Consider the following 23,163-nt stretch of genomic DNA (forward strand, 5'->3'; position numbering starts at 1 on the left):
AAATCAAAGTTTAACTTTTATTGATCATAATACATAATTTATGCTAAACAGCTTCAAAAACACTAAAAATCCATTTCAGTTCCTTAAAAAAAAGGCCACTTATAAAATACTGGTCATTTTATTGTTCGGATATCATACCGTATACTCACAACAGGTAAGCAGTGATTATATATATTCTTATCGAACGAGTAACTATACAGCAATTGATCACAGCAATGCAACAAATGCATTTCCTTCTAATACTAGTTGGAGTAATATTGCTGCACTTGCTGTTCCTATAGGTTTCACTTTCAATTTTAACGGTATAAATTATAGCAACTGTACGATTGTTTCCAATGGTTTTATTGCTTTTGGGAATACCAATATCAATATAGGACTTATAACAAATCCGATCTCTTCCAATGAATCATATGACGGAGCCGTTAGTGCCTTAGGAACAAATCTTATGTCTATAAATCAAGAATCTCGTGTTATTTATCAAACGATTGGTTCTTTCCCAAACAGAACCTTTGTAGTACAATGGGGAAAAGTTAAAGCAGCCACTCGAAACGGATATTTTAACTTTCAAATCCATTTAAATGAAGGAAATAATACTATTGATGTTATATTCGGTCCCGCTACTCCGACTACTGGAGAGGGATCCTTTCAAGTGGGGCTTAGAGGGGCTGATAATAGTGACTTTAATAATAGAAATAAAGAGCTGGATTGGAACTATACGTTAAGCGGAAGTTCCAACACTGCCGCTATTAAATCGCAAAATAGTTCTCATCCTAGTTCAGGCTTAACCTATTCCTGGAAACCTATTTACAAAAAATGGAACGGAACGGATCACAACTGGAACAATCCGAGCAACTGGTTACCGGTTGGTGTGCCATCTACAGATAACAATGTATTTATTAATCCCACTACCACTAATAACTATCCGATCGTGAGCGGAATCGCACAAGCCGGAAAACTTACTGTTAAAGGACGTCTGGATATCGTATCCGGAGCTATAAGGATTTCAAACAAAATTGACGTGCAACAAAGCGGTAGTTTTACGGTTCACAATAATGCCGAAATCATACAAACTGATAATGATGTTCAAAACTCCGGAATTGTGGCGATCAAACGTACTACCCGTCCCATGTACCGCTATGATTTTACCTACTGGAATTCTCCCGTAACACTTTCTTCCGGTTTTACACTAGGCATGTTATCGCCCAATACATTAGCCGATAAATATATGAAATGGCAACCGACTCTTAACGGTGGCGGTAACGGAAACTGGACTAGTGTAAATGCCAATACCGTCATGGATCCGAAGACCGGATACATAGTAAGAGCTCCGCAAAGTTTTAATCTTAATCCGAATAATAAAACACCCTATACCGCTACCTTTACCGGAACTCCGAATAATGGGGACCTGCTCGTTCCGATAATCGTAGGAACTATGTCCGGTAATGACGATCAGTGGAATCTTATCGGAAATCCTTATCCCTCGGCCATTGATGTCATGTCATTTGTAAATAACACTTCCAATATGGGTCTTTTGGATGGTACTATTTACTTATGGACACATAATTCACCGCCATCCGGTACTGCTCCCAATCCGTTTTACGGTAGCTATACCTATAATTATACCGCTTCCGATTATGCAACCATCAATCTGTTAGGAGCAACAGTTACCGCTTTAGGTAACCCTGTTCCAAGTCGTTATATCGCATCCGGACAATCATTTTTTATTAAAGGTTTAAGAAACGGTAATGCGCTTTTCAGTAATTATATACGGGTAATCGGTAATAATAATCACTTTATGAAAACCGGTAATACTCCAAACGGGCAAACAATCTCCGATGAAGCCGTCGAAAGAAAACGAATCTGGTTAAATCTAACCAACAAATCAGGGACATTTTCTCAAATTCTGATCGGATATGATAAAGACGCAACGTTGGATTTCGACAGAGGTTTGGACGGAGAACTATTCGGCGGAAACGAGGCTACGCTTTATTCTATTATACCCGATAATCAGCTGGCTATTCAAGCACGTCCGCTACCGTTTAACAATGGCGATCAGGTTGAACTAGGATATAAAACCGAAATAGCAAGTGACTACGAAATCGGTATTGATCATTTTGATGCTTTTTTTGAAAACAAAACTATTTATTTGGAAGACAAAATTACCAATACGATACACGATTTAAAAACAGCACCTTATTCGTTTATATCTGATTCCGGAGCTTTTAACGATCGTTTTATTCTTCGTTTTAACAATATTACTTTAGGTCATAATAGCTTTAGCCCGGAAAACAGTATTCAAATAGTAAGCCGCGATGAATTGACGGTAAGTTCTTCCATTGAAAAAATAAAGGATCTTACCGTTTATGATCTTTTAGGTCGGAAAATTGACGAGTATTTAAATACTAACGAAAACGAAATTGTGCTGAAAAATGTAAAAAAAATATCCGGCGTAATTCTATTAAAAATCACATTGGAAAACGGTACAACGCTATATCGGAAAACCTTTTTTTGATATCGTATACTACTTATCGATTGTAGCAATCAATTCTGATTCCATTGTTTAAAGCAAGGAATCCAAATACTGATTGATCCTTTTTTGATCCGATAAATCAATTATGTTTCTCTCATACCAGTCAATTAAAATAAAGGCATATTTCTGGCCTAATTCGTTTAATATAGCAGAAACAGCCAATCGGTCGCTTTCAGTTGAAAAGTCATCTTTATAATCGAACCAAATATAGTCAACACTGTCGTTTACCGAACTAAAGAAAACAGCATAGGATGTATTACTAAAACAATCGGCATTCCCTATATTTTGTCGGTAATCATCCATTTGCTGGTCTTCTACAAATTCCTTCTTTTCACTGGGAATAAGCCCCTGATTCAGCAGGAATTCTTTCAGATCAGTATTTGTTATGTTTAAATCCAAAATGGAGAAAGGTCGGTTCCCTCCTATTGGCCGTTGCTGAAAGTAATAATCACTGGTTTCTGAATGCTTCCAGGTATTGATATCGTTTTCTTCCAGATCATTTAAATGATCAAACACATCCAAAACAAAATCCCGGTTTTTTCCGGAAGTTATTTCCTGTGTTAAATAAGATGATTCAAAATAGTAATCCACTGATTATTCGTTTTTCAGATAGTTTAAAATCCTACGGTTATATCACAAATCTAAATAAAAATACTATGTTAAGCTTTTTTTAGGTTCGGAAATTTATTTTGCAAAATAGTCACCAATTTTTCGCCTACTACTTGATATTTCACTCTGGTTGCTACTTGTTTATTTAGGTTGAGTATATCTTCCGGATCTACTATATAATTCAGTCTATCGTGAATTTCAAGTGATAGTGCATTTCCCTCAATGTCGAACGTGATAACATGTGTTTTGGGTAAATATTCTTCCGATGATTTTGAATAAACCCCTAATTGCGATTTTAAAATACCACCATATTGCAACGTGGCGTTTTCAATTCTAAAATGATCAAAAACAATATGTTCCTCTAATTCACCAACTGTATTGGTGCTAAAAAAATGCAAATCATGTCCGCTTAAAACCCAGAAACAATCCGTTTCAATTCGTTTTAATTTTACACCAATGGCAGATAAGGCTATATTTTTTATGCCATCCGTTACCAGTTCCTGCACTTTATTTGTAGTTGATTGCGGAACTGATGCCGATGTAAAAGCATCAATTGTTTTGCCGTTCATCCATTGCTTTAATTTTGAAAAATCGCGATTCAAAAGTTCTAGTTTATAATGGTCATATTTAGATCGTTCCGAATTTAAATCGACTTCAGACTTTGCCGTTTTGTGTTTTTTATTCATGATAACCATGAAAACGACACCTGCTATTATTAATACGATTGGAATTAAAAATAATGGATTCATATTTTTTTGTTTTTAGAAGTTTGTTGATTTACTTTTTTCAGTTTCTCTTTTGCAATGAATTATAATCATTGCTATTATTATTGTTTCTTTCGTATTTCGACTACCCCGGCCTTTGTTAGCTTAATGATGGTGTATTTTCCATCGGCATCTTTGATGAATTCAACTGTTCTGTTGGCATCATCTGACCGGAAGAATTTATAATCTGATTCCGGAAATAGTTCAATTTCAAAGTCATTATAATACAGTTTACCGTTCTTTTCCAGAATTTTAATAGTTTCATAATTTCCTTTAAAGAGTTGGTAAAGCGCCGTGTTATTTTTGACTTTCTTATGATGATAAGGAAGCTCTACTTCTTTATCAAAGCATATCGCAGCTAATCCATAGGCCAGCATATAAGCCGGAGACTCATTATTAGAAAGGACAATGACAAGCAGTCCGTCATCTGTAAAACGGTTAAAGGAAGTCATCGCTCCGAAAAAACCACCATCATGAGCTATTAATTTATGTCCCTGATTATAAAATGGATTGATCAGAAAACCATATCCGAAATTTTGTTCATTATAGGACGCAAACATCAATTGTTTTCCTTTTTCACTTAAAATTGTCGTACCGTATAAGGCCTTATTCCATTTTAACAGATCATCAACTGTAGAATAGCTACCATCATGTCCGATATTGTACATCCAGTTGATATAGGGATTTTTAGTGTACTTTTCTCCTTTCCTTATATACCTGTCGGCCATATTGGTTATCACTTCCTCATTTGTCATAACACCGGAATCCTGCATTTTAAGCGGATCAAAAATATTTTCTTTTAAATACGCCGAATAGCTTTTTCGGCTTACCTGCTCAATAATACGTGCCAGTAAATAATAACCGACATTACTATATGCCGTTTGCTCACCCGGTGTAAAAAGAAGTTCGTTTTGCGCGATATACTTCAATACTTTATCGTCAGTTAAAGAAACTTCGTTAAGATAGAGCGTATCGAAATCCATCGGAAGTCCTGACATATGTGAAAGCATCATATGAAGCGTAATTTGATCCCCTTTTGGAAAGTCCGGAAAGTATTTATTTAGCTTATCATTAACCGAAAGAAGCTTACTTTCTGCCAACTGAAGTAGCGCCACCGCAGTAAACTGCTTGCTTACGGAAGCCAAACTGTATTTTGTATTGATGGTTGTTTTTATTTTCCATTCATAATTCGCATATCCATAGGCTTCCCGCAACAGTATAGTATCCTTTCGGACGATCAAAACAGTTCCGCTAAATCCGTTTACCGCGGTCTGAGCCTGCATATAATCTGATAATTTTGCAGAAAGATTGTTTCGATTCTTCGTTACAGTAGCTTTCTCCTTAATCGCTCCGGTTTGTGAAAAACCATTGAGCGCGAATAGGCTAATTCCTAACAAAAACAGTACTCTTGTGTTTATCATACGAAGTGGCTATGTTAAAATCAATATTATTTATCTTTACTAACAACTTTAATTTCAGCTTTTAACGCATCTCTTGTTAAAATAACGGAACTAATTTTTCCATTGCTGAAGTCAAATTTTAATAGATTCGGATAATCAACAATTCTAAAGAATCCGTTTTTCAGAAGCAGTAATTCATAGTCATTTTTTCCTTTAAAATGTTCCAGGATTGGCGATTCTACATAGAGACGGTTATTCTTTTCTATTATTTTAGTGTCTATTCCCTGTCCGTAAAGGAAATCATCATACACTCCAATCAGTTTTTCTTTTAAATCGGAAGGAATTTCCTGAACTACTTCATTCGGTCTTTCTTTATTCCAATCCATTACGGTCAAAATTTTTCTTAGCGTTTCGCTCATTACCGGGATACGATTCGGTTTTTCACCGTTAGCAAGTATTGCAAAGCCATTACCGTCTGTCATAGTACCAAAAACGATACCGCCAACTCCGGTATTGGAACCGTTACAAGAAAACCAGTCGTAGTTGTTGTATCCGAAAGATTTTTGCCAGCCATATCCCCAACCTCCAACAGCATTTTTTAAAACGGTTACTTCTGTCATTTTTTTCGCAATACTATTTGAGATCACCTTATTCCCTTTATTGCGTAACGCATTTTGCATTTCAATAAAAAGCTTCGCTAAATCGGTTGGTGTAGACCACATTCCTGACGCCCCTACTTGTGGTGTAATTGGTAATCCTGTTTTAATAACTTTCCCAACGTTATCATGAACAAGAGCAACATTTGTTAAAAACCCTTCTTCATTAGGTTGTGCCATTGTTGTATTTTTTAGTCCAAGAGGTAAGAATATATATTCCTTTGCCAATTCCGCAATCGATTTATTTAATGTGTCTTCTAATGCCATCTGGATAATTACATAACCGCCGCCGCTGTATTGCCAATCCGTACCGGGTGTGAACAAAAATTCAATTTCTTTATCGTATCTCGGAATCTGGCCTAAAAGACTCTGCTTTAGAGTTGGAATCGCTTCTCCTTCATAATGGTCTTCAAATCCACTCTGACTTGTGCCGGCCGTGTGATTAAAAAACTGTTTCCAGGTTGGGCTATTATTTTCAGTAAACTTGCTTTTTGGCAAATGCCAACGCTTTAAGTATTTATCTATCGGATCATCCAAATTGATCAATCCTTTTTCTTCAAGAATATGACAAAGTAATACTGTTATGGGTTTAGAAATAGATGCTGTTGAGAAAGCCGTATTTTCATTTAACTTTTCGTTAGAGTTCGTGGATTTCACTCCAAACTGGTTGGAATATACAATCTCATAATTTTCAAATACAACAAGACTAAATCCCGGAAGTTTGTATTTTTCTAATTGCTTATCGATATGTAAGCTATCCGTAAGAAAGCTATAGTCTTTTCTTTTTGATACTATTTTATTGCTTGTTTGGCAACTTGAAATTAGTATTGTAAAAATGAGTAAATAAAGAGCATTTTTCATGGTATTGTTTTTTGGTTAACGATTTATTTCGATAGCAAAGATGTGGAAGACATTACAACTATGCGACCGAATAAAAGTATTCGATCTCATTTGCTCAGAAAAATAGGTGCGAATCTTTACAAAAAAGAGTACGAGTAATTACAAAAAACTATAAAACAAGTATTTACAACAAAAAAACAAGTACATTCCCTATCTCTTTTTAAAGGTAGTAGTAAAAGATTATTTTGAATTAAATCCTAATTCAGACAGTATTTCAGGGATTATTATCTTACTTTTTATATAAATAATCGTGCAGATTTACTAGATTAATTCGGCTAAAGTCATCGATGTAATCCGTTCTAACTCAAAAATAAACTCAAATCCTAAAAAACTTTCATTTGTTTCCCTTTATAAAAAATAGAATACCTATAAAACTTGTATAAGCAAGATTACAAATCGGGTGATCAAAGATGCTTTGCGCTTCAATAATATTATTTTACAAACCTGAAATTTCATTTATGAAACAGCTTAACTGATGGAATATATTTTTTTGTTTCTTTATAAAAAATAATACCTTTTATAAGAATAAAATGATATGTTTGCATTTCTTAAAAGTGAGAAATATTTTAACATTTTACTACTAAATAACAAATCACAATTCGGACTCAATCGAGTATTTATATCATATAACTTTTTAAAATTTAAGACAAATGAAAAAAGCATTTAAAGCTTTAGCTGTTGCATTTACGGCATCAATCATGTTAACTTCATGTTATACTTACACTAGTGTTGTAGGTAAAGGGGCACAAGGAAATCAGAAAACTACAAAATGGAATCACTATGTAATTTACGGATTAGCCCCGGTTGGCGTTTCCGATTCAAAAGAAATGGCCGGCGGAGCTCAAGATTATACAGTTACCACTAAACAGTCATTTGTAAACGGTCTTATTTCTGCTATTACTTTTGGAATTTATACACCAACCGTTACTACTGTTACTAAATAAGGTTCAGTGTCAAACAATTGTTTTAATTGCTTAAAATTATAAAATGAAAAAAATAGTCTTTTATGTTTCATTATTGCTTTCGGTATTTTTCTTTATCAAAATAATGAAAATTCTGATCTACGATTATACCAACCTAACCAATTATGGAATGGGTTTCTTAACCGGTCAGATACTATTATTAGTATTATTTCTATTTACTTCTTTTAAGCTTAGAAAAGCTAGAAAATAGCCTTTAATTCAAGTATAATAAAACGGAGAATATTATTATTTTTCTCCGTTTTTTAATTATAGTAGCTTAAATGATACACTTAATCGGAACAAAAGAGAAATTAGGCATTGAATTTAGTATCCTTGATAATAAAAATCTTACCGGAAATGCGAAAATTTGGGTGGGTAATGCATTTTTTGGAACAAATGAAGATGTTATTTTTTTAAAAGGTTATCTGTTAAACGGATTAAAGGAATTACTAAACGCAAGAGTGATAGATAGTCCTATATTTCAAACCTTTAGCAATTATAAATTAAAAAATATTTTTTATTATCTGAAACACAACTTAGATTGTAAAAAAGAAGCAATTAACACCTATCCGTATCTTATTCATTTCGGAACATTTACTGATGATTATATCGTTTTTGCTTTTTCATATCAAAACAGTATATATATCCTTTGGAAAATCATTAACAAGCATTCTATTTTTAAAGATATTCAGGCTAGTAAAAAAGGAATACATTTATTTAAAACTTCAAAAGAGGAGCTACAAGTAATCATTAGTCAACTTGAAATTTTTCTGGAAAATCAATTAAAAGATTGAAATCAGTACTATGAAAAGCATTCTGAAATCGCTGTGCCTTTTTATACTTGTCATGAGTTCCCTTCTGTCTTCTTCCTGTTTTTATCATTGTTCTATAGCCGGTATAGAAGTTTCTGAAAATATCCTGATAAGTGCGGAAGAAAAAGGAATTAACTATTGCGAACTATTGGAACAATCCCTACAAAAAAATAAAAGAGCCGTTATACAATTATCGTTATTGAATTTTGACGGTGCTATTGGTTATGATCACGGAACATTGTTAGTCGAGTTAATCCGTAAAATAGGCGAAAATGAATATCTTTCTCTGATCCGTAATCTAAACGATACGGAAAAGAAAACAATCGAATCCTATTTGCAAGCCGGTTTAGAATATCATTATGACAGTTCGTTAAAAGAAAAATCTATAAAAAGTGTTTTTCCGGAATTAAATGCCTTTCTTCAAAATAGAAATTAATTAGTGTAGTAAATTCATTTCGACTGTTAAGTAAAACAGATGTAATCTGTCTCAAATTTTGATTCACAATTATCTATTTTCAAGCCATTTTATTGCTTTATCCAAAGCTTCATCACTTTTACAAACAACATCCGGAATGATACTTTTACCGTATTTCTGTTTGTTTCTGTCGGCAAAAACAGTAGTTGCCAAATTGATTCGGGAACCGTCAGACAGTGTAAAAGATTGGCAACCGGTCGAAACTCCGAAAGTCGGCTCGCCAAATGATTTTACGTTCGGAAGTCCTCTAAAGACAACTGACATTGCTTCTCCGGAACTCGCCGTCCGATTATTTGTCAGCACTGCAATTTTTACGGCTTTTGTTTTAAGTAGTATTTTGTTTTTATTTTCTGCTAAAAGTTCCTGATCGCCAAAAGCTTTCCCGTTGTTGTAAATCCAGGGAGTCGGTTTATCATTCGGATCAAAAAAGTATCCTTGTACTCCGTTATCAAGTAAAGGACCAACTGCAACCAACATCGGCCACATATTTCCGCCGAAATTTTCCCTCAGATCGACAATCCATCCTTTTTTCGCTTGCGTATTTTGTAATGCTATTTTTGCTGTGATCGTTTCAATATAATGTTCAATTTCCTTTTCTCCGCCGATACAAAATGGAATTCTAATATAACCGATAGCATTCGGCACTACCTCATCCGTAAAAACCGGTAAAGGCTTTTCTTCTTCCGAATTGTTTTTATTTGCAGCGGAAAAATAACTATGATTATCTTCTAAACGCGTTATGGCATGAGTAATGGCCGGATAGGTGTCTGCTATGGTATGACTGTTATTTGCATACTGGTACACTTCATTTCTAAAACGATCCCAGTCTATTTTGTTTTTATTGACAGAATGTGTTTTTAATAGTCGAATTACCTCTTCAATATAACTTTCGGATTTTGGCGACACATTATGTAACTGTTGGTTTTTACAACTCATCACCATCAAAAGAACTGTCGTAAGAAAAAGGATTTTTTGTTTCATCTAAATCTGATTTTTATCGGTAACTTCTTAAACAATACTATCATGATTCTTTCTGTAATCTTCAAATGTAAAATATATTGCTGTTTTTCCGTTTAAATGATTCAGCGTTATATATTTATCGGGATTCTGAATTAATTCAGCTAAAACTTTGAGTTGATAAATTTCCGGTAATGCTTTCTTTATCAAATCAAAAGCAATGTCTTTGGTATTTACGATGAAACGACATTCGCTGTCATCATAGATCGACAACTGACCTATTTCATTTAATTCAATCTTACAATTGATAATTGTTATATTGTTATCATTCTCTAAGAACGTAATAAACTCTTCTATAGTATTAATCTCAGGAATGTCATTTTCGGTTGCAAATCCTATTTTTTTATAGTTGGTCGCACCGAATTCTTCTATCTTTATTTTTGTGTTTTTATTGAGTAACCTGATTCCTTCTAATGTTGAATATGTGCCCAAATATATTTCATATTTATCATTCGTTTTTCTTAATAAATATACTTTCGGATATATCATAAATAGCTTTATATAAAATTATCTGCCTATTTTAAAACCTCCAACAGATAAAAGATCGTTTAAATCAGGATCTTCCGGTTCTTTATACGGATTTAAAAGACTGTTTGTATAGCAACGGTCTAATTGTCGTACTAAAAATCCTTCCGGTGTTTCGTCTGTCAGTTTTACGCTTAGTGATTGTACTGAATTCCAAAATAGCTTCTGAAATGTGGTATGCATTAATCGGGTATCCAAAATTCGCAAAATACTTTCGGTTCCGTTTTTATAAAAGCAATATCCCGAATCGATATCTCCGTTTTCTTCATCGGGTAAAATATAGTGTATCCAGTTTTTTAGAATTCCTTCATCATCTGAATTCGAAAGTTCATGCATTATTTGTTCTAAAACCAAATCGTAACCGGTAGATCGCGAAGACCAATCTGTTCCATCCGGTAATGTTATAAATCCTGACGCCATGTGACTCGTTTATGATTGGCAATAAAGTTAGAAAAACTAAGTCCGTATTTAGTTATCTATCCTAATCATTTTTATGCTAAAATCCGGCTTTACTAATCTGTATCAAATCCTTTACTTCTTTGCTCCAGTCTAATTCATTAATTTCCGGATTTGTTTTAGAAAACTTTACAATAAAATATTTAGGTAACGGCGAGCTAATTGCTGAATCAATAGTAGCATATCCGATATATTTAATATCGTTTACATAGAACTGATATTGGATACAATCTTTAAAACCATCGGAAAACTGATACTTAATGGTTTTCCCCACAGTAAAATCACAATCCTTATTCAAATTATTATTACGTTCGAAGCCAACATACCAATTGATTAAAAATACTAACAATATTCCTGTAAAAATCAGTAAATAAAGCTTATAACGTTCTTTTTTCATAACTCTTTTCTTATAATATTTTATTGGATACGGTTTTACATCCGAGGTTTAGCCGAACAGACTCTAAATATGGAGACAGAAATATACGGGTTGGTTATATTATTTCAGTATTAACCGTTAGTTTTTTAGTATATCTGATGATCAAAAATAACAGCCAAACAAAATAAATCTATATTACTTAATGTAACGATCATTTACCTTGTTTCAATTCAGAAAGCAAACTTTGCAGGGTATTAATTCCCCAATGTTCAAAATACTGTCCGTCTTTTATCCGTACAATATCAATAATATTAATCTTAATCGATTTACCGGTTGGCTCAAAATCAAAAAGTTTCCCCAAATGAGTGCCTCGTATTATTTTTCGAGTTACTACTTTGTCATTCTCCTCAATCTGGTCCTCTATTTCGACTACGAGATCCGGAAAAGCCGGTTTCAGAATAGTATGAAACGTATACCACATCCCTTCTGCTCCGTTTGCTGTCGGTGGCGCCGTATGGTTTATAAACTCAGGATGCATCAATGTTTTAAAGGTTTCGTAATTTGTTTGTTCGATTACTTCTTTATTGAATTTTTTTACAATTTCTTTATTGTTCATCTTTATAGTATTTGGAGTCTGTACTAGTGCTTATTATTACCAGGTTCGAAGCGAATCGTATTCCTGTCGCAATGCTTTGGACAACTTACCAACCACCTCATCAATTGAATGCCGGATACATTCCTTTACCTTACTGTCATTCATATCATTATTTAATACAATACTATTCCAGTACTTTTTGTTAAAATGCCAGGCCGGAGTAATACTTTGATAACGATCCCGGAGTTCCATTGCCAGATCCGGATTACATTTTACACTGATTTTCAGATCCGGATCATTCATCGGAATTACAGCAAACCATTTATCGTATACCCGAAAGATCAGGTATTCCTCCTTAAACGGCATATATTCTGTAACCAACGGCAACGACAGACAATATTCGCGTAGTTCTTCAATGTTCATCCTTTTATATCCTGTTTATACATTGCTATGCTAAAAGTACTGAATTTAATCATGACCTTTATTATAACAGTATAAAAATGCTCGTCGGATTTACAGTAATTTTGTATTACCTTTAATGGAACGTATATTCATAATTACTTATTTATGGAGATTCAACAAATCGATCATATTGTATTAACGGTAGCCGATATTGATACAACTGTACAGTTTTATTCCACTGTCTTAGGCTTTCAGGAAGTAACATTCGGAAATAACCGAAAAGCACTGACATTTGGAAATCAGAAGATCAACTTACATCAAAAAGGACAGGAATTTGAACCTAAAGCCAACAAACCCACCTGCGGATCGGCTGATTTGTGTTTTATAGCCAAAACCGCTATTTCAACAGTTCTGAAAGAATTAGAAGAAAAAGGTATTACCATTATTGAAGGAATTGTTGAAAGAACCGGAGCTATGGGGAAAATCCAGTCGGTTTACTTTCGTGATCCGGATCAAAACCTGATTGAGATAAGTAATTATCTTTAACCATAAATCGTTAGTTGAAATATTTGATATAGCAATTATTTTATAATTCTTAAACGTTTTTAATATGTTAATTCCATCATTTTTATTGTAAGATAATTTTTATTTGAGTTATTTTGAGTAGTACGTTTATTCGCAATCAACTCACACAATTTATGTCGGCATCAACACATCCGTTAGACAATCCGGTTTATCATTCCTTACACGAAACACACCAACACCTTTCTATTGAATACAATGGTATGGCTTGCTATAATCCGGATTATTGTCCGTTTGGCGGTTTTATAAATCCGGATGCTACCGAAAATAGCATTGCGCAATATGCCCGGTTAACCGATACCTTTTTTATTGTAGGAGAAAAACCTTGTTTTGGCAATTCGGTAAAATTAACCAACGAGTTGATTTGTGATCAAATGATCCTATCCGAACCGATTCCGGTTTCAGAACAACAGGAAATCACCTTATTACAAGAGCACCAACGCAAAGAATTACTGGAATTAGTGAACCTTGTACAACCCGGGTATTTTAAGATTAAAACACCGGAAATGGGTCGCTATTACGGTATTTATAAAAATGGTATCTTAGTAGCTGTTACCGGCGAACGGATGAAAATGAACCGCTATACCGAAATCAGTGCTGTTGTAACACATCCGGATCATACCGGAAAAGGATATGCTTCACAATTGGTAACCTATGTCGCAAATATGATTTTTCAGGAAAATAAAATCCCGTATTTGCACGTCGCATCATCAAACACAAGAGCGATTGCGGTTTACGAAAAGCTCGGTTTTGTTACCCGACGTAAAATCAGTTTTTGGAATTTTATAACGTTGTAATTACTATGACCATTCGATTATTACTTTTCTCTTTGTTTTCAATTACGGTTCAGGCACAATCGGAAAACGACTATTATCGATTTTCTGCCGATCTGTATCACAATCTGAATAAAGATACCACCGCCTGGAGATATCAGATGAGTGCCACACAGTTTTCTATTAGCGGCTACTATAAAACCGGATTGGAAATATGGGATAAAAACGGTGTTCGGAAACCAAATCCGATGTCTTCTCAGGATAGTTTGCTTTTCTTTAAATCCAAACAACTAAAGGCAAAGGATTATATTGTAGATCGTTCTAAAAACGAACAGATCATTATTATTAATGAAGCGCATACCAATGCCCGTCACCGAACTTTTACCCGATCGTTATTAAAAGGATTATATGATAATGGCTATCGTTATTTAGGGCTGGAGGCTTTACAGGATACGATTATCAACCGGCGAAAATTTCCGGTTTTGGATAGTGGTGTTTATACCAAAGAACCGGAATTCGGGAATTTGCTTTCCGAAGCTTTACAGATCGGTTTTACGGTATTTGGCTATGAAGCATCGGAAGGAAAAAACAGAAAAGAACGGGAAATCGAACAGGCTCGTAATATTCAGGCGTTTATTGACAGTCATCCGAAAGGAAAAGTATTAATCCATTGCGGACATGATCATGTTTTTGAAAACGAACATAAAACCTGGGAAAAAGCGATGGCCGGAAGAATTAAGGAATATACCGGTATTGATCCGTTTACGATTAATCAGATTCCTTACACTGAAAAAGGAAGTCCGGAATTCAACCCGCCTTATATCAATCAGATTACCGAAAACGATCCGGTTGTATTACGCACGGAATCCGGAACACTTTTTAACGGTTTATCTGCTCCGAAACAAACGGATATTATTGTCCTGTTTCCACCGACACGTTATGAAAAAGGACGTCCGAACTGGCTTCAAACCGGAAAAGTATCCTATATTCTTCCTAAGAAAAAAATAAAAAACAGTCCGCTATTAATTGCCGCTTACCGGACAAAAGAATACGAACAACAAGGAATTCCGGCCGATATAATTGAAATTACGGAGAAAAATGTTATTCCACCTTTATATCTTGCTCCGGGAACATACGACATTATTATTAAAGACAAAACGTATAAAATACAGGATCGCTATTCGGTGACCTTAAAATAAAATCATCACTATAGGAGATTACGAAAATGAATGATTTACCATACCCAACAGGTATTTATCCTAACCACTGAATATGCTATCAAAACAAAATCCCGTCGTTTATTTTGAAATTCCTGTTACCGACCTCGATCGGGCCATACGATTTTATACCGCTGTTTTTGATTTTAACTTCGAGAAAACCAATATCGATCATAATGAAATGGCATTATTTCCGCTATCCGATACTCTACCCGGAATTAGCGGCGGTTTAGCCAAAGGAGAAATTTATAAGCCTACTTTAAATGGTATCGTTATTTATTTTCATACTAACAGTATCGAGCAAACACTTCAAAAAGCAATAGCCAATGGCGGACAAGAATTATATCCGAAAACGTCTAACGGAGAACTGGGTTTTGTGGCTGAATTTATGGATTCAGAAGGCAATAGAATAGCCTTACATCAACCGGCTGATTAAACTTTAGCCAAATATGGAATATGATCATCAAAATATAGTAAAAAAACAAAACCCCTGAGCGTGTACTCAGGGGTTTTATGTATCTTTTGAAAAGTGTTATACTCTTCCTTTTAGCGCATTAAATACCCATGCAATAGCAAAAAATCCGATTCCTACTGCTCCGAATCCCCAACCGGCTACATCCGCATATCGGTAAACAGCTAATCCGATTAACAATAATCCCATTAAAACCATAATTAAAGTGGCCCACCCTAAAATGGTATTTTTATTCATGCCCATAAGTCTTTAGTTTTTGAACGGCAAATATCGTAATAATATCAGAGTTACAAAAGCGTAAATGGGTTAATTAAATATCTTAACCAGCATTTCTTTTAGTAAATCCTGTTGTGGTAAAGCATTGGCGCCCACTCCCTTGCTTTTTACATCGATATCCCGTAAAACCGCTACAATCTGACTCACTTTTTTCATCGGGTAGTTCTTTAGTGCTACATCGTAATCTTTCAGGAAATACGGATTTACTTTTAGTACTTTCGCTACATTGGCCGGATTTTTATCTTTTAAACCGTGATATTGCAACAATTGAGAAAAGAATCCGAAAATCAGACCGGTTGTAACCACCAATGGATTGTCTTTTGGATTTTGTGCAAAATAATCGGCAATCTGATAAGCCTTTAACTGGTTTTTCTCCCCTATCGCTTTTCGTAACTCAAAATTGTTGTAATCCTTACTAAATCCGATATTATCTTCAATAATCTTTGGCGTTATTGTACTTCCTTTGGGTAGAATAATGGCCAACTTGTCCAGTTCGTTCGCTATTTTACTGAGATCCGTTCCGAGGAATTCCACCAGCATGGCAGCCGCTTTTGGCTCGATTTGATATCCTTTTCCGGATAAAACCCGCTTTAGCCAGTCACCTACCTGATTTTCATATAGTTTTTTACTTTCGAAAACCACTCCGGCTTTTTCGAGTACTTTGGTTACTTTTTTTCGTTTATCGAGTGTTTTGTATTTGTAGCAAACAACCAAAACGGTTGTTGGCTGCGGATTTTCGGCATAACTTTCCAGTTTGTCAATCGTACGCGACAATTCCTGTGCCTCTTTTACTATTACCACCTGACGATCGGCCATCATCGGATAGCGTTTGGCATTCGATACAATCTCATCAACGGTAACATCACGTCCGTACAAAACCATCTGGTTAAAACCTTTTTCCACTTCCGTCAGGATATTATCTTCGATATAGTCGGTCAATTTATCAATATAATAGGGTTCTTCTCCCATTAAAAAATAAATCGGTTTAATATCGCCGGCTTTAATATCTTTTATGATTTTTAATACTTCCTCCAAAACAGTTTCTTTAACAATTATCCGGAAATCAAAAACTTCAATTTATATTTGCAACATGCAAAATCTGAATTTTCCGCCTTATTCCTTTCGGTTCAAAAATAGTGAAAATAAAGTGGCCATTTTCGATGTGATCCGTAAAAAATTTATCCAGCTAACCCCTGAAGAATGGGTTCGGCAACATGTTGTTCAGTTTCTGTTACAAGATCAAAAATACCCGAAATCCTTAATTAATGTTGAAAAAGTCATCAGGATCAACGGACTAACCAAACGATATGATGCGGTCGTTTTTAAACCCGACGGAAAAATTTTCCTGCTAGTCGAATGTAAGGCGCCGGAAGTTCCCATTACGCAACAGGTTTTCGATCAGATTGCCCGTTATAATATGGTACTGGAAGCCGATTATTTAATGGTGACCAACGGACTAAATCATTATTTTTGTCGGATGGATTATGAAAAAGAGGAATACCAGTTCCTAAGAACGCTACCGGATTTTCCGCAGCTATAATATCAGAAACTTTGAAAAAAATTGCTATTGTCATACTCAACTGGAACGGTGTAAAACTACTCGAAACGTTTTTACCCTCCGTTGTTGAACACTCACCGGAAGCAACGATTTATGTTGCCGATAATGCTTCAACCGACACTTCTATTGCTTTTGTAAAGGCTAATTTCCCAACGGTTTCTATAATTGTAAACCGGGCTAATTTCGGATTTGCCGGCGGATATAACGAAGCGTTACAATCGGTACAAGAACCTGTTTATGTATTGGTCAATTCCGATATAGAAGTAACACCAAACTGGTTACAACCTGTTATTACACTTTTTGACAACGAACCGGATACCGCTATCATTCAGCCCAAAATACTGGATTATAAACGAAAAAATTATTTTGAATATGCCGGTGCTGCCGGAGGTTATCTGGATAAGTTCGGTTTTCCTTTTTGTCGTGGCCGTATTTTTGAAACAATAGAAGAAGATAAAGGTCAGTATGACGACATCCGGGAAATTTTCTGGGCTTCCGGAGCTTGTCTTTTTATCCGCAGCTCTGTTTTTCATGAATTGAATGGATTCGATGCTGATTTTTTTGCCCATCAGGAAGAAATCGATTTATGCTGGCGGGCTTTTAATAAAGGTTATTCCATAAAATACTGCGGCTTATCAACCGTTTATCATGTGGGCGGCGCGACTTTAAATGCCGGTAGTCCTCATAAAACGTTCCTTAATTTCAGGAATTCACTGTGGATGATGGCTAAAAATTTACCCAAAAAGCAACTTTTCCCTATTATTTTTCTTCGGCTTTGTCTGGATGGTCTGGCCGGTATTCAGTTTTTTATCAAAGGAAAACCCAAACATACCTGGGCAATTATTCGGGCTCATTTTGCTTTTTATCGTCTTATTTCCAGATTTTTACAAAAAAGAACAACGCCTCAAAAAGAAAACTATTATCTCGTAAACTCCATTGTTTACCGCTATTTCGTTAAGAATGGCAAGTTTTTTGATGTTAAGATTTAACATTTGTTTATCGTTTAAAACTTTAACAAGGAGTAAAATCTTAGTAAATTCGTTACTCCTTATAAATTCAACATTTTATGAAAAAATTCGTTATTGCCCTTTCGGTACTTGCAATTACATTGACATCCTGCGGATCGAAGAAAAAAATTGCAGCTTTAGAAGAAGAGAACAAAAAAATTCAGGATTTATTGAACACTTGTACAGTAAAACTGAATACCTGTTTAACTGAAAAAGACGCTATGGCAGGACAACTGGACTTTTTGAAGAAAAACAACTCCGATTTGATTAATAATATGGGGAATTTAACTACCCTTTCTTCAAAAGGTGCTGAAAATCTTGAAAAATCTTTGGAAAGCTTAAAGGAGAAAGACCTGAAAATCACTCGTTTACAGGATGCTCTTACTAAAAAAGACAGTGTAACACTTGCTTTGGTAACCAGCTTAAAAAGTTCTGTTGGAATTAACGATCCGGACATTCAGGTTAATGTAGAAAAAGGAGTGGTATTTATTTCCATTGCTGACAAATTACTTTTCAAAAGCGGAAGCTATGTTGTAAGTGACCGTGCTAAAGAAGTATTAGCTAAAGTGGCTAAAGTTGTAAACAGTAAACCGGATTTCGAATGTATGGTAGAAGGTCACACGGATAATGTGCCGATTAAAAATACTGTATTAGTAGACAACTGGGATCTTTCTGTAAAAAGAGCGACTTCTATTGTTCGTGTTTTACAAGATGATCTTGGTGTAAATCCAAAACAGTTAATTGCTGCGGGAAGAAGTTTCTATGTTCCATTAGCAGATAATGATACACCGGATAACAGAGCGAAAAACAGAAGAACCCGTATTGTGGTTTTACCTAAAATCGACCAGTTCTACGACATGATCGAAAAAGAAATGAAAAACATGAGCGGTAAAAACTAATTAATAACCGCCCTAGATTATAAAATGAAAAGCAGGTCCAATGGACCTGCTTTTATGTATTCCTAATTATTTTTTTAATAACCAATTAAATATTTAAATTAAGAATGACACCTCTTTTATATTGTTATAATTGTAGCATTTTGTTACGCTAAGTTATTGATATAATACCGGATAAGCAAAGATTTTATTTAAATTCAATAATTTACTACAAAATATCCACATCCCCTTTTCCTTCCCGAACAACAAAAGGCTCTATTCCGGAAAGATCAATTACAGTTGAAGCGTGGTTATCTCCATAACCGCCGTCAATAACCATATCAACCAGGTTTTGCCATTTTTCAAAAATCAGTTCCGGATCTGTAGTATATTCAATTACCTCATCGTCATCGTGAATGGATGTTGAAACAATCGGATTTCCCAGCTGTCTTACTATTTCAAGTGCTATATTATTATCCGGAACCCTGATACCCACTGTATTTTTCTTTTTAAATTCTTTCGGAAGGTTATTGTTCCCCGGGAGAATAAAAGTATACGGGCCCGGTAATGCTCTTTTTAATATTTTAAATGTAGCCGTGTCGATTTGCTTAACATAATCCGACAGATTACTCAAATCACAGCATACAAACGAAAAATTAGCTTTTTCCAGTTTTACACCTTTGATTCTTGCGATTTTTTCCAATGCTTTCGAATTGGTAATATCGCAACCCAAACCATAAACGGTATCCGTCGGATAAATAACCAGTCCACCCTCTTTCAGGCATTTAACCACTTTAGCAATGGCGGCCGGATTGGGATTTTCAGGGTAAATTTTAATGAATTCTGCCATGATTTTATCTATTTAAGGTTAACTTCTATCCGATTATCTGCAATTTCGCAAAACGCAGTAACAGTTTTTTAATTCCGCCTACTTCAAATTTGATCTCTGCTTTTTTATCCGCTCCGGCTCCTTCCAGATTCAAAATCTGTCCTTTTCCGAAACGTTCATGCATTACAACATTTCCGATATTTAATCCGCTGTCATACTGACTTGGTCCCGCTGCTGCCGGTACGGATCCCGACATCGGTTTTAATTTACGAATATTACGGTCCGGTTTCGGCTCTTCATTATCCGTAATATATTTTGGCGGTGTTCCGGAAACCGGTTTGGCCAATCGCAATTTCGATTTGTCTACATCGCCGAAAATATCAGCATTGATTGTCGGTTTGTAACGATAGTTGGTTTCAACCGGTGTCAGATATTCAATATACTGTCCGTCAATTTCTTCAATAAAACGCGACGGTTCACTGTCAACCAGTTTTCCCCAACGGTAACGCGATTGCGCATATGTCAAATACGCCTGATGTTCCGCCCGGGTTAAGGCAACATAAAATAAACGGCGTTCTTCTTCCAATTCACTTCGCGTATTCATACTCATCGCGCTCGGAAACAGATCTTCTTCCATTCCGACAATAAAAACAGTCGGGAATTCCAGTCCTTTTGCCAGGTGAATCGTCATTAAAGCCACACGGTCATCGTCACCGGTATCATTATCCAGATCCGTAGCCAAAGCGACATCCTCCATGAATTCCGATAAAGCACCACGCGCTCCGTCAACTTCCTTCTGCCCTTCAATAAAATCTTTAATACCGCCCATTAAAACTTCGATATTCTCAATACGGGCAATCCCTTCCGGTGTTCCGTCCTTTTTCAGTTCCTGAATCAATCCGGTTTTCTTCGTCACATGATCGGTCAGATATAAGGCATCCTGCGTTTCATTAATCACCTGAAAACTTCGAACCATCGTTACAAAATCCTGTAATTTGGCTTTCGTCCCGGAATTTAGTTTTAAGTCAATTTTATCGATATGCTCCATAATTTCAAAAATGGAACGTTTATAATGATTTGCTGCAATTGTCAATTTTTCTACAGTCGTATCCCCAATTCCTCTTGCCGGATAATTGATCACCCGAATCAATGCTTCTTCATCTTTCGGGTTAATAACCAATCGAAGGTAAGACAATACATCTTTGATTTCTTTCCGTTGATAAAACGACAAACCACCATAGATTCGATACGGAATATCTTTTTTACGCAAAGCATCTTCCATTGCCCGCGATTGTGCATTCGTACGATATAAAATAGCAAACTGATTGTTATTCATCTGGTGTTGCATCTTTTGTTCGAAGATGGTACTGGCCACAAAACGACCTTCTTCACCATCTGTAAGACTACGATGCACTTTTATTTTCGGACCGAATTCATTGGCCGTCCAAACTATTTTATCAAGTTTGGTTTTATTTTTATCGATAATTGTATTTGCTGCTTCCACAATATTTCGGGTGGATCGGTAATTTTGCTCCAGACGATAGGTATTTACCCCTTCATAATCTTTCTGGAAGTTCAGAATATTATTAATATTTGCACCCCGGAAAGCATAAATACTCTGTGCATCATCACCAACTACACAAATATTCTGAAAACGATCAGACAAAGCGCGTACAATAAGGTACTGGGAATGGTTAGTATCCTGATACTCATCCACCAATATATAACGAAAACGATCCTGATATTTCATTAAAACATCCGGAAAGCGAGTCAACAACTCATTGGTTTTCAACAATAAATCATCAAAATCCATGGCTCCTGATTTAAAGCAGCGTTCCACATAATTTTGATAAATTTCCCCCAGACGCGGTTTTTTACTCATCGCATCCGCTTCCTGCAATTCCGGATTATTAAAGTACGCTTTAACCGTGATCAGACTGTTTTTATAAGACGAAATACGCCCTAAAACCTGTTTCGGTTTATAGATATCCCTATCCAATTGCATTTCTTTGATAATCTGTCCGATCAATCGCACACTATCCTGCGAATCATAAATGGTAAAATTGGACGGATAACCTAATTTATCCGCTTCATTTCGTAATATTTTGGCGAAAACCGAGTGAAAAGTTCCCATCCAAAGGTTTTTAGCTTCACTATTTCCTACAATACTGGCAATACGGGTTTTCATTTCCCTGGCGGCTTTGTTGGTAAATGTTAAAGATAAAATATTAAAAGCATCAACCCCCTGATGCATCAGATAAGCAATACGAATGGTTAATACCCTTGTTTTTCCCGAGCCGGCACCGGCAATCACTATCATCGGCCCGTCTTTTTGTAAAACGGGAGCCCTCTGGGCTTCATTAAGCTGGTCAATATAATTTTGCATGGTCATGATATCAAACTTCAAAAATACTACTCATTAGGGTTTATTACAATTAAAATCGGCATAGTTTTTTATTTTGTTTGTTTATTTCTTTATTCGTTTATTTGTAACACTTTGAACCGATTTTAAATTAACAAATATCCGATCCTATCTTATGGATACTACCAAAATAGTAGAACTACTGTCTTATACTGTACCTGCCATCATTACCGGCGGTGTAGCGTATTACTTTTTTAACCTGCATACAAAAAATGAGGAAGGCCGTCGTCGTTTTCTGTTACACAAAGAAGCTCAGAAAAGTGCGCTTCCGATACGTTTACAGGCTTATGAGCGTATGACTTTGTTTCTGGAGCGTATTAGTCCGGCTAAGTTACTGGTTCGTATTGCGCCACATTCATCGGATAAAAACGATTATGAAAATTTACTGATCCAACATATCGAACAGGAATACGAACACAATCTTACGCAACAGATTTATATTTCAGAGGAAAGTTGGAATATTATCCTGACGGCTAAAAATACAACAATTCAGATGATTCGTAAAGCCTCTTTGGGCGCTGAGAGTGCCAATAAATTACGCGAGATTATTTTAAGCGAAATGATGGAAAAACAATCGCCTAGCTCGGTGGCTTTATCGTATCTTAAAAATGAAGTCGGTGAATTATTCCGATAATTTCATCTAAAACTAAAGTATAAAAAAGGCTTTTCATTG

General features: G+C 35.4%; 27 protein-coding genes. 13 read left to right on the forward strand and 14 right to left on the reverse strand.

Annotated elements, in window-relative coordinates; translation table 11 throughout:
* Positions 1–40 precede the first annotated feature (40 nt).
* Positions 41–2,512, forward strand: coding sequence for a hypothetical protein (locus NOX80_RS14420; RefSeq protein ID WP_256550502.1), 2,472 nt, complete (start codon positions 41–43; stop codon positions 2,510–2,512).
* 48 nt (positions 2,513–2,560) lie between these two features.
* Here NOX80_RS14420 and NOX80_RS14425 read toward each other — a convergent pair whose 3' ends face one another.
* From NOX80_RS14425 to NOX80_RS14440, 4 genes are all read right to left on the reverse strand, one after another.
* Positions 2,561–3,121, reverse strand: coding sequence for a hypothetical protein (locus NOX80_RS14425; protein WP_256550503.1), 561 nt, complete (start codon positions 3,119–3,121; stop codon positions 2,561–2,563).
* Positions 3,122–3,189: 68 nt separating this feature from the next.
* Complete coding sequence (locus NOX80_RS14430) at positions 3,190–3,888, reverse strand: hypothetical protein (RefSeq protein ID WP_256550504.1); 699 nt, start codon at positions 3,886–3,888, stop codon at positions 3,190–3,192.
* A 77-nt stretch (positions 3,889–3,965) separates the two neighbouring features.
* On the reverse strand, positions 3,966–5,324 hold the full coding sequence (locus NOX80_RS14435) for a serine hydrolase domain-containing protein (RefSeq protein ID WP_256550505.1): 1,359 nt from the start codon (positions 5,322–5,324) through the stop codon (positions 3,966–3,968).
* Positions 5,325–5,350: 26 nt separating this feature from the next.
* Positions 5,351–6,820, reverse strand: a complete 1,470-nt coding sequence (locus tag NOX80_RS14440) for a serine hydrolase domain-containing protein (RefSeq protein WP_256550506.1) — start codon at positions 6,818–6,820, stop codon at positions 5,351–5,353.
* A 689-nt stretch (positions 6,821–7,509) separates the two neighbouring features.
* On the opposite strand from NOX80_RS14440, the gene NOX80_RS14445 reads away from it, so the two are divergent.
* The 4 genes from NOX80_RS14445 (at position 7,510) to NOX80_RS14460 (ending at position 9,069) form a co-directional block, all read left to right on the forward strand.
* Positions 7,510–7,803, forward strand: coding sequence for a Bor family protein (locus NOX80_RS14445; protein WP_256550507.1), 294 nt, complete (start codon positions 7,510–7,512; stop codon positions 7,801–7,803).
* A 43-nt stretch (positions 7,804–7,846) separates the two neighbouring features.
* Positions 7,847–8,032, forward strand: a complete 186-nt coding sequence (locus NOX80_RS14450; protein WP_256550508.1) for a hypothetical protein — start codon at positions 7,847–7,849, stop codon at positions 8,030–8,032.
* Between the two features lie 70 nt (positions 8,033–8,102).
* Positions 8,103–8,615, forward strand: coding sequence for a hypothetical protein (locus tag NOX80_RS14455; RefSeq protein ID WP_256550509.1), 513 nt, complete (start codon positions 8,103–8,105; stop codon positions 8,613–8,615).
* Positions 8,616–8,667: 52 nt separating this feature from the next.
* The gene (locus NOX80_RS14460) at positions 8,668–9,069 is read left to right on the forward strand and encodes a hypothetical protein (protein WP_256550510.1); all 402 of its coding nucleotides are present in this window, start codon (positions 8,668–8,670) and stop codon (positions 9,067–9,069) included.
* A 69-nt stretch (positions 9,070–9,138) separates the two neighbouring features.
* Here NOX80_RS14460 and NOX80_RS14465 read toward each other — a convergent pair whose 3' ends face one another.
* From NOX80_RS14465 to NOX80_RS14490, 6 genes are all read right to left on the reverse strand, one after another.
* Entirely contained in the window at positions 9,139–10,089 is a 951-nt protein-coding gene (locus NOX80_RS14465) for a S41 family peptidase (RefSeq protein ID WP_256550511.1), read from the reverse strand.
* A 27-nt stretch (positions 10,090–10,116) separates the two neighbouring features.
* Positions 10,117–10,557, reverse strand: a complete 441-nt coding sequence (locus tag NOX80_RS14470; RefSeq protein WP_256550512.1) for a hypothetical protein — start codon at positions 10,555–10,557, stop codon at positions 10,117–10,119.
* 75 nt (positions 10,558–10,632) lie between these two features.
* On the reverse strand, positions 10,633–11,070 hold the full coding sequence (locus NOX80_RS14475) for a hypothetical protein (RefSeq protein ID WP_256550513.1): 438 nt from the start codon (positions 11,068–11,070) through the stop codon (positions 10,633–10,635).
* Between the two features lie 76 nt (positions 11,071–11,146).
* Positions 11,147–11,503, reverse strand: coding sequence for a hypothetical protein (locus NOX80_RS14480; protein ID WP_256550515.1), 357 nt, complete (start codon positions 11,501–11,503; stop codon positions 11,147–11,149).
* Positions 11,504–11,693: 190 nt separating this feature from the next.
* Positions 11,694–12,098 carry an ester cyclase gene (locus tag NOX80_RS14485; RefSeq protein WP_256550516.1) on the reverse strand — a complete coding sequence of 135 codons (405 nt, stop codon included), beginning with the start codon at positions 12,096–12,098 and terminating at the stop codon, positions 11,694–11,696.
* A 36-nt stretch (positions 12,099–12,134) separates the two neighbouring features.
* Positions 12,135–12,500, reverse strand: coding sequence for an MmcQ/YjbR family DNA-binding protein (locus NOX80_RS14490; RefSeq protein ID WP_256550517.1), 366 nt, complete (start codon positions 12,498–12,500; stop codon positions 12,135–12,137).
* 144 nt (positions 12,501–12,644) lie between these two features.
* On the opposite strand from NOX80_RS14490, the gene NOX80_RS14495 reads away from it, so the two are divergent.
* The 4 genes from NOX80_RS14495 to NOX80_RS14510 all read left to right on the forward strand — a co-directional run bounded on the left by NOX80_RS14495 (position 12,645) and on the right by NOX80_RS14510 (position 15,487).
* Positions 12,645–13,025, forward strand: coding sequence for a VOC family protein (locus NOX80_RS14495; RefSeq protein WP_256550518.1), 381 nt, complete (start codon positions 12,645–12,647; stop codon positions 13,023–13,025).
* Between the two features lie 152 nt (positions 13,026–13,177).
* On the forward strand, positions 13,178–13,858 hold the full coding sequence (locus NOX80_RS14500; RefSeq protein ID WP_256550519.1) for a GNAT family N-acetyltransferase: 681 nt from the start codon (positions 13,178–13,180) through the stop codon (positions 13,856–13,858).
* Positions 13,859–13,863: 5 nt separating this feature from the next.
* Positions 13,864–15,033 (forward strand): hypothetical protein, encoded by a 1,170-nt coding sequence (locus NOX80_RS14505; RefSeq protein ID WP_256550520.1) that lies wholly within the window; start codon positions 13,864–13,866, stop codon positions 15,031–15,033.
* A gap of 73 nt (positions 15,034–15,106) precedes the next feature.
* Complete coding sequence (locus tag NOX80_RS14510) at positions 15,107–15,487, forward strand: VOC family protein (protein ID WP_256550521.1); 381 nt, start codon at positions 15,107–15,109, stop codon at positions 15,485–15,487.
* Between the two features lie 96 nt (positions 15,488–15,583).
* On the opposite strand, the gene NOX80_RS14515 is transcribed toward NOX80_RS14510, so the two are convergent.
* Entirely contained in the window at positions 15,584–15,766 is a 183-nt protein-coding gene (locus NOX80_RS14515; RefSeq protein ID WP_136401298.1) for a CAL67264 family membrane protein, read from the reverse strand.
* A 63-nt stretch (positions 15,767–15,829) separates the two neighbouring features.
* Positions 15,830–16,834 (reverse strand): DNA polymerase III subunit delta, encoded by a 1,005-nt coding sequence (gene holA / locus NOX80_RS14520; RefSeq protein ID WP_256550522.1) that lies wholly within the window; start codon positions 16,832–16,834, stop codon positions 15,830–15,832.
* A 55-nt stretch (positions 16,835–16,889) separates the two neighbouring features.
* On the opposite strand from holA, the gene NOX80_RS14525 reads away from it, so the two are divergent.
* The 3 genes from NOX80_RS14525 to NOX80_RS14535 all read left to right on the forward strand — a co-directional run bounded on the left by NOX80_RS14525 (position 16,890) and on the right by NOX80_RS14535 (position 19,263).
* The gene (locus tag NOX80_RS14525) at positions 16,890–17,339 is read left to right on the forward strand and encodes a type I restriction enzyme HsdR N-terminal domain-containing protein (RefSeq protein ID WP_256550523.1); all 450 of its coding nucleotides are present in this window, start codon (positions 16,890–16,892) and stop codon (positions 17,337–17,339) included.
* A gap of 11 nt (positions 17,340–17,350) precedes the next feature.
* Positions 17,351–18,346: a glycosyltransferase family 2 protein gene (locus NOX80_RS14530; RefSeq protein WP_256550524.1), complete on the forward strand. Its 996-nt coding sequence runs from the start codon at positions 17,351–17,353 to the stop codon at positions 18,344–18,346.
* A 77-nt stretch (positions 18,347–18,423) separates the two neighbouring features.
* On the forward strand, positions 18,424–19,263 hold the full coding sequence (locus NOX80_RS14535; RefSeq protein WP_256550525.1) for an OmpA/MotB family protein: 840 nt from the start codon (positions 18,424–18,426) through the stop codon (positions 19,261–19,263).
* Positions 19,264–19,468: 205 nt separating this feature from the next.
* Here the strand turns inward: NOX80_RS14535 and NOX80_RS14540 are convergent, their stop codons facing one another.
* The gene (locus NOX80_RS14540) at positions 19,469–20,089 is read right to left on the reverse strand and encodes an L-threonylcarbamoyladenylate synthase (RefSeq protein WP_256550526.1); all 621 of its coding nucleotides are present in this window, start codon (positions 20,087–20,089) and stop codon (positions 19,469–19,471) included.
* 25 nt (positions 20,090–20,114) lie between these two features.
* Positions 20,115–22,454, reverse strand: coding sequence for an ATP-dependent helicase (locus NOX80_RS14545; RefSeq protein WP_256553019.1), 2,340 nt, complete (start codon positions 22,452–22,454; stop codon positions 20,115–20,117).
* Positions 22,455–22,605: 151 nt separating this feature from the next.
* Between NOX80_RS14545 and NOX80_RS14550 the strand changes: the two genes are divergently transcribed.
* Positions 22,606–23,124, forward strand: a complete 519-nt coding sequence (locus NOX80_RS14550) for a DUF7935 family protein (protein ID WP_256550527.1) — start codon at positions 22,606–22,608, stop codon at positions 23,122–23,124.
* Positions 23,125–23,163 lie beyond the last annotated feature (39 nt).

It is taken from the genome of Flavobacterium cerinum, assembly GCF_024496085.1.
Taxonomy (GTDB): Bacteria; Bacteroidota; Bacteroidia; order Flavobacteriales; family Flavobacteriaceae; genus Flavobacterium; species Flavobacterium cerinum_A.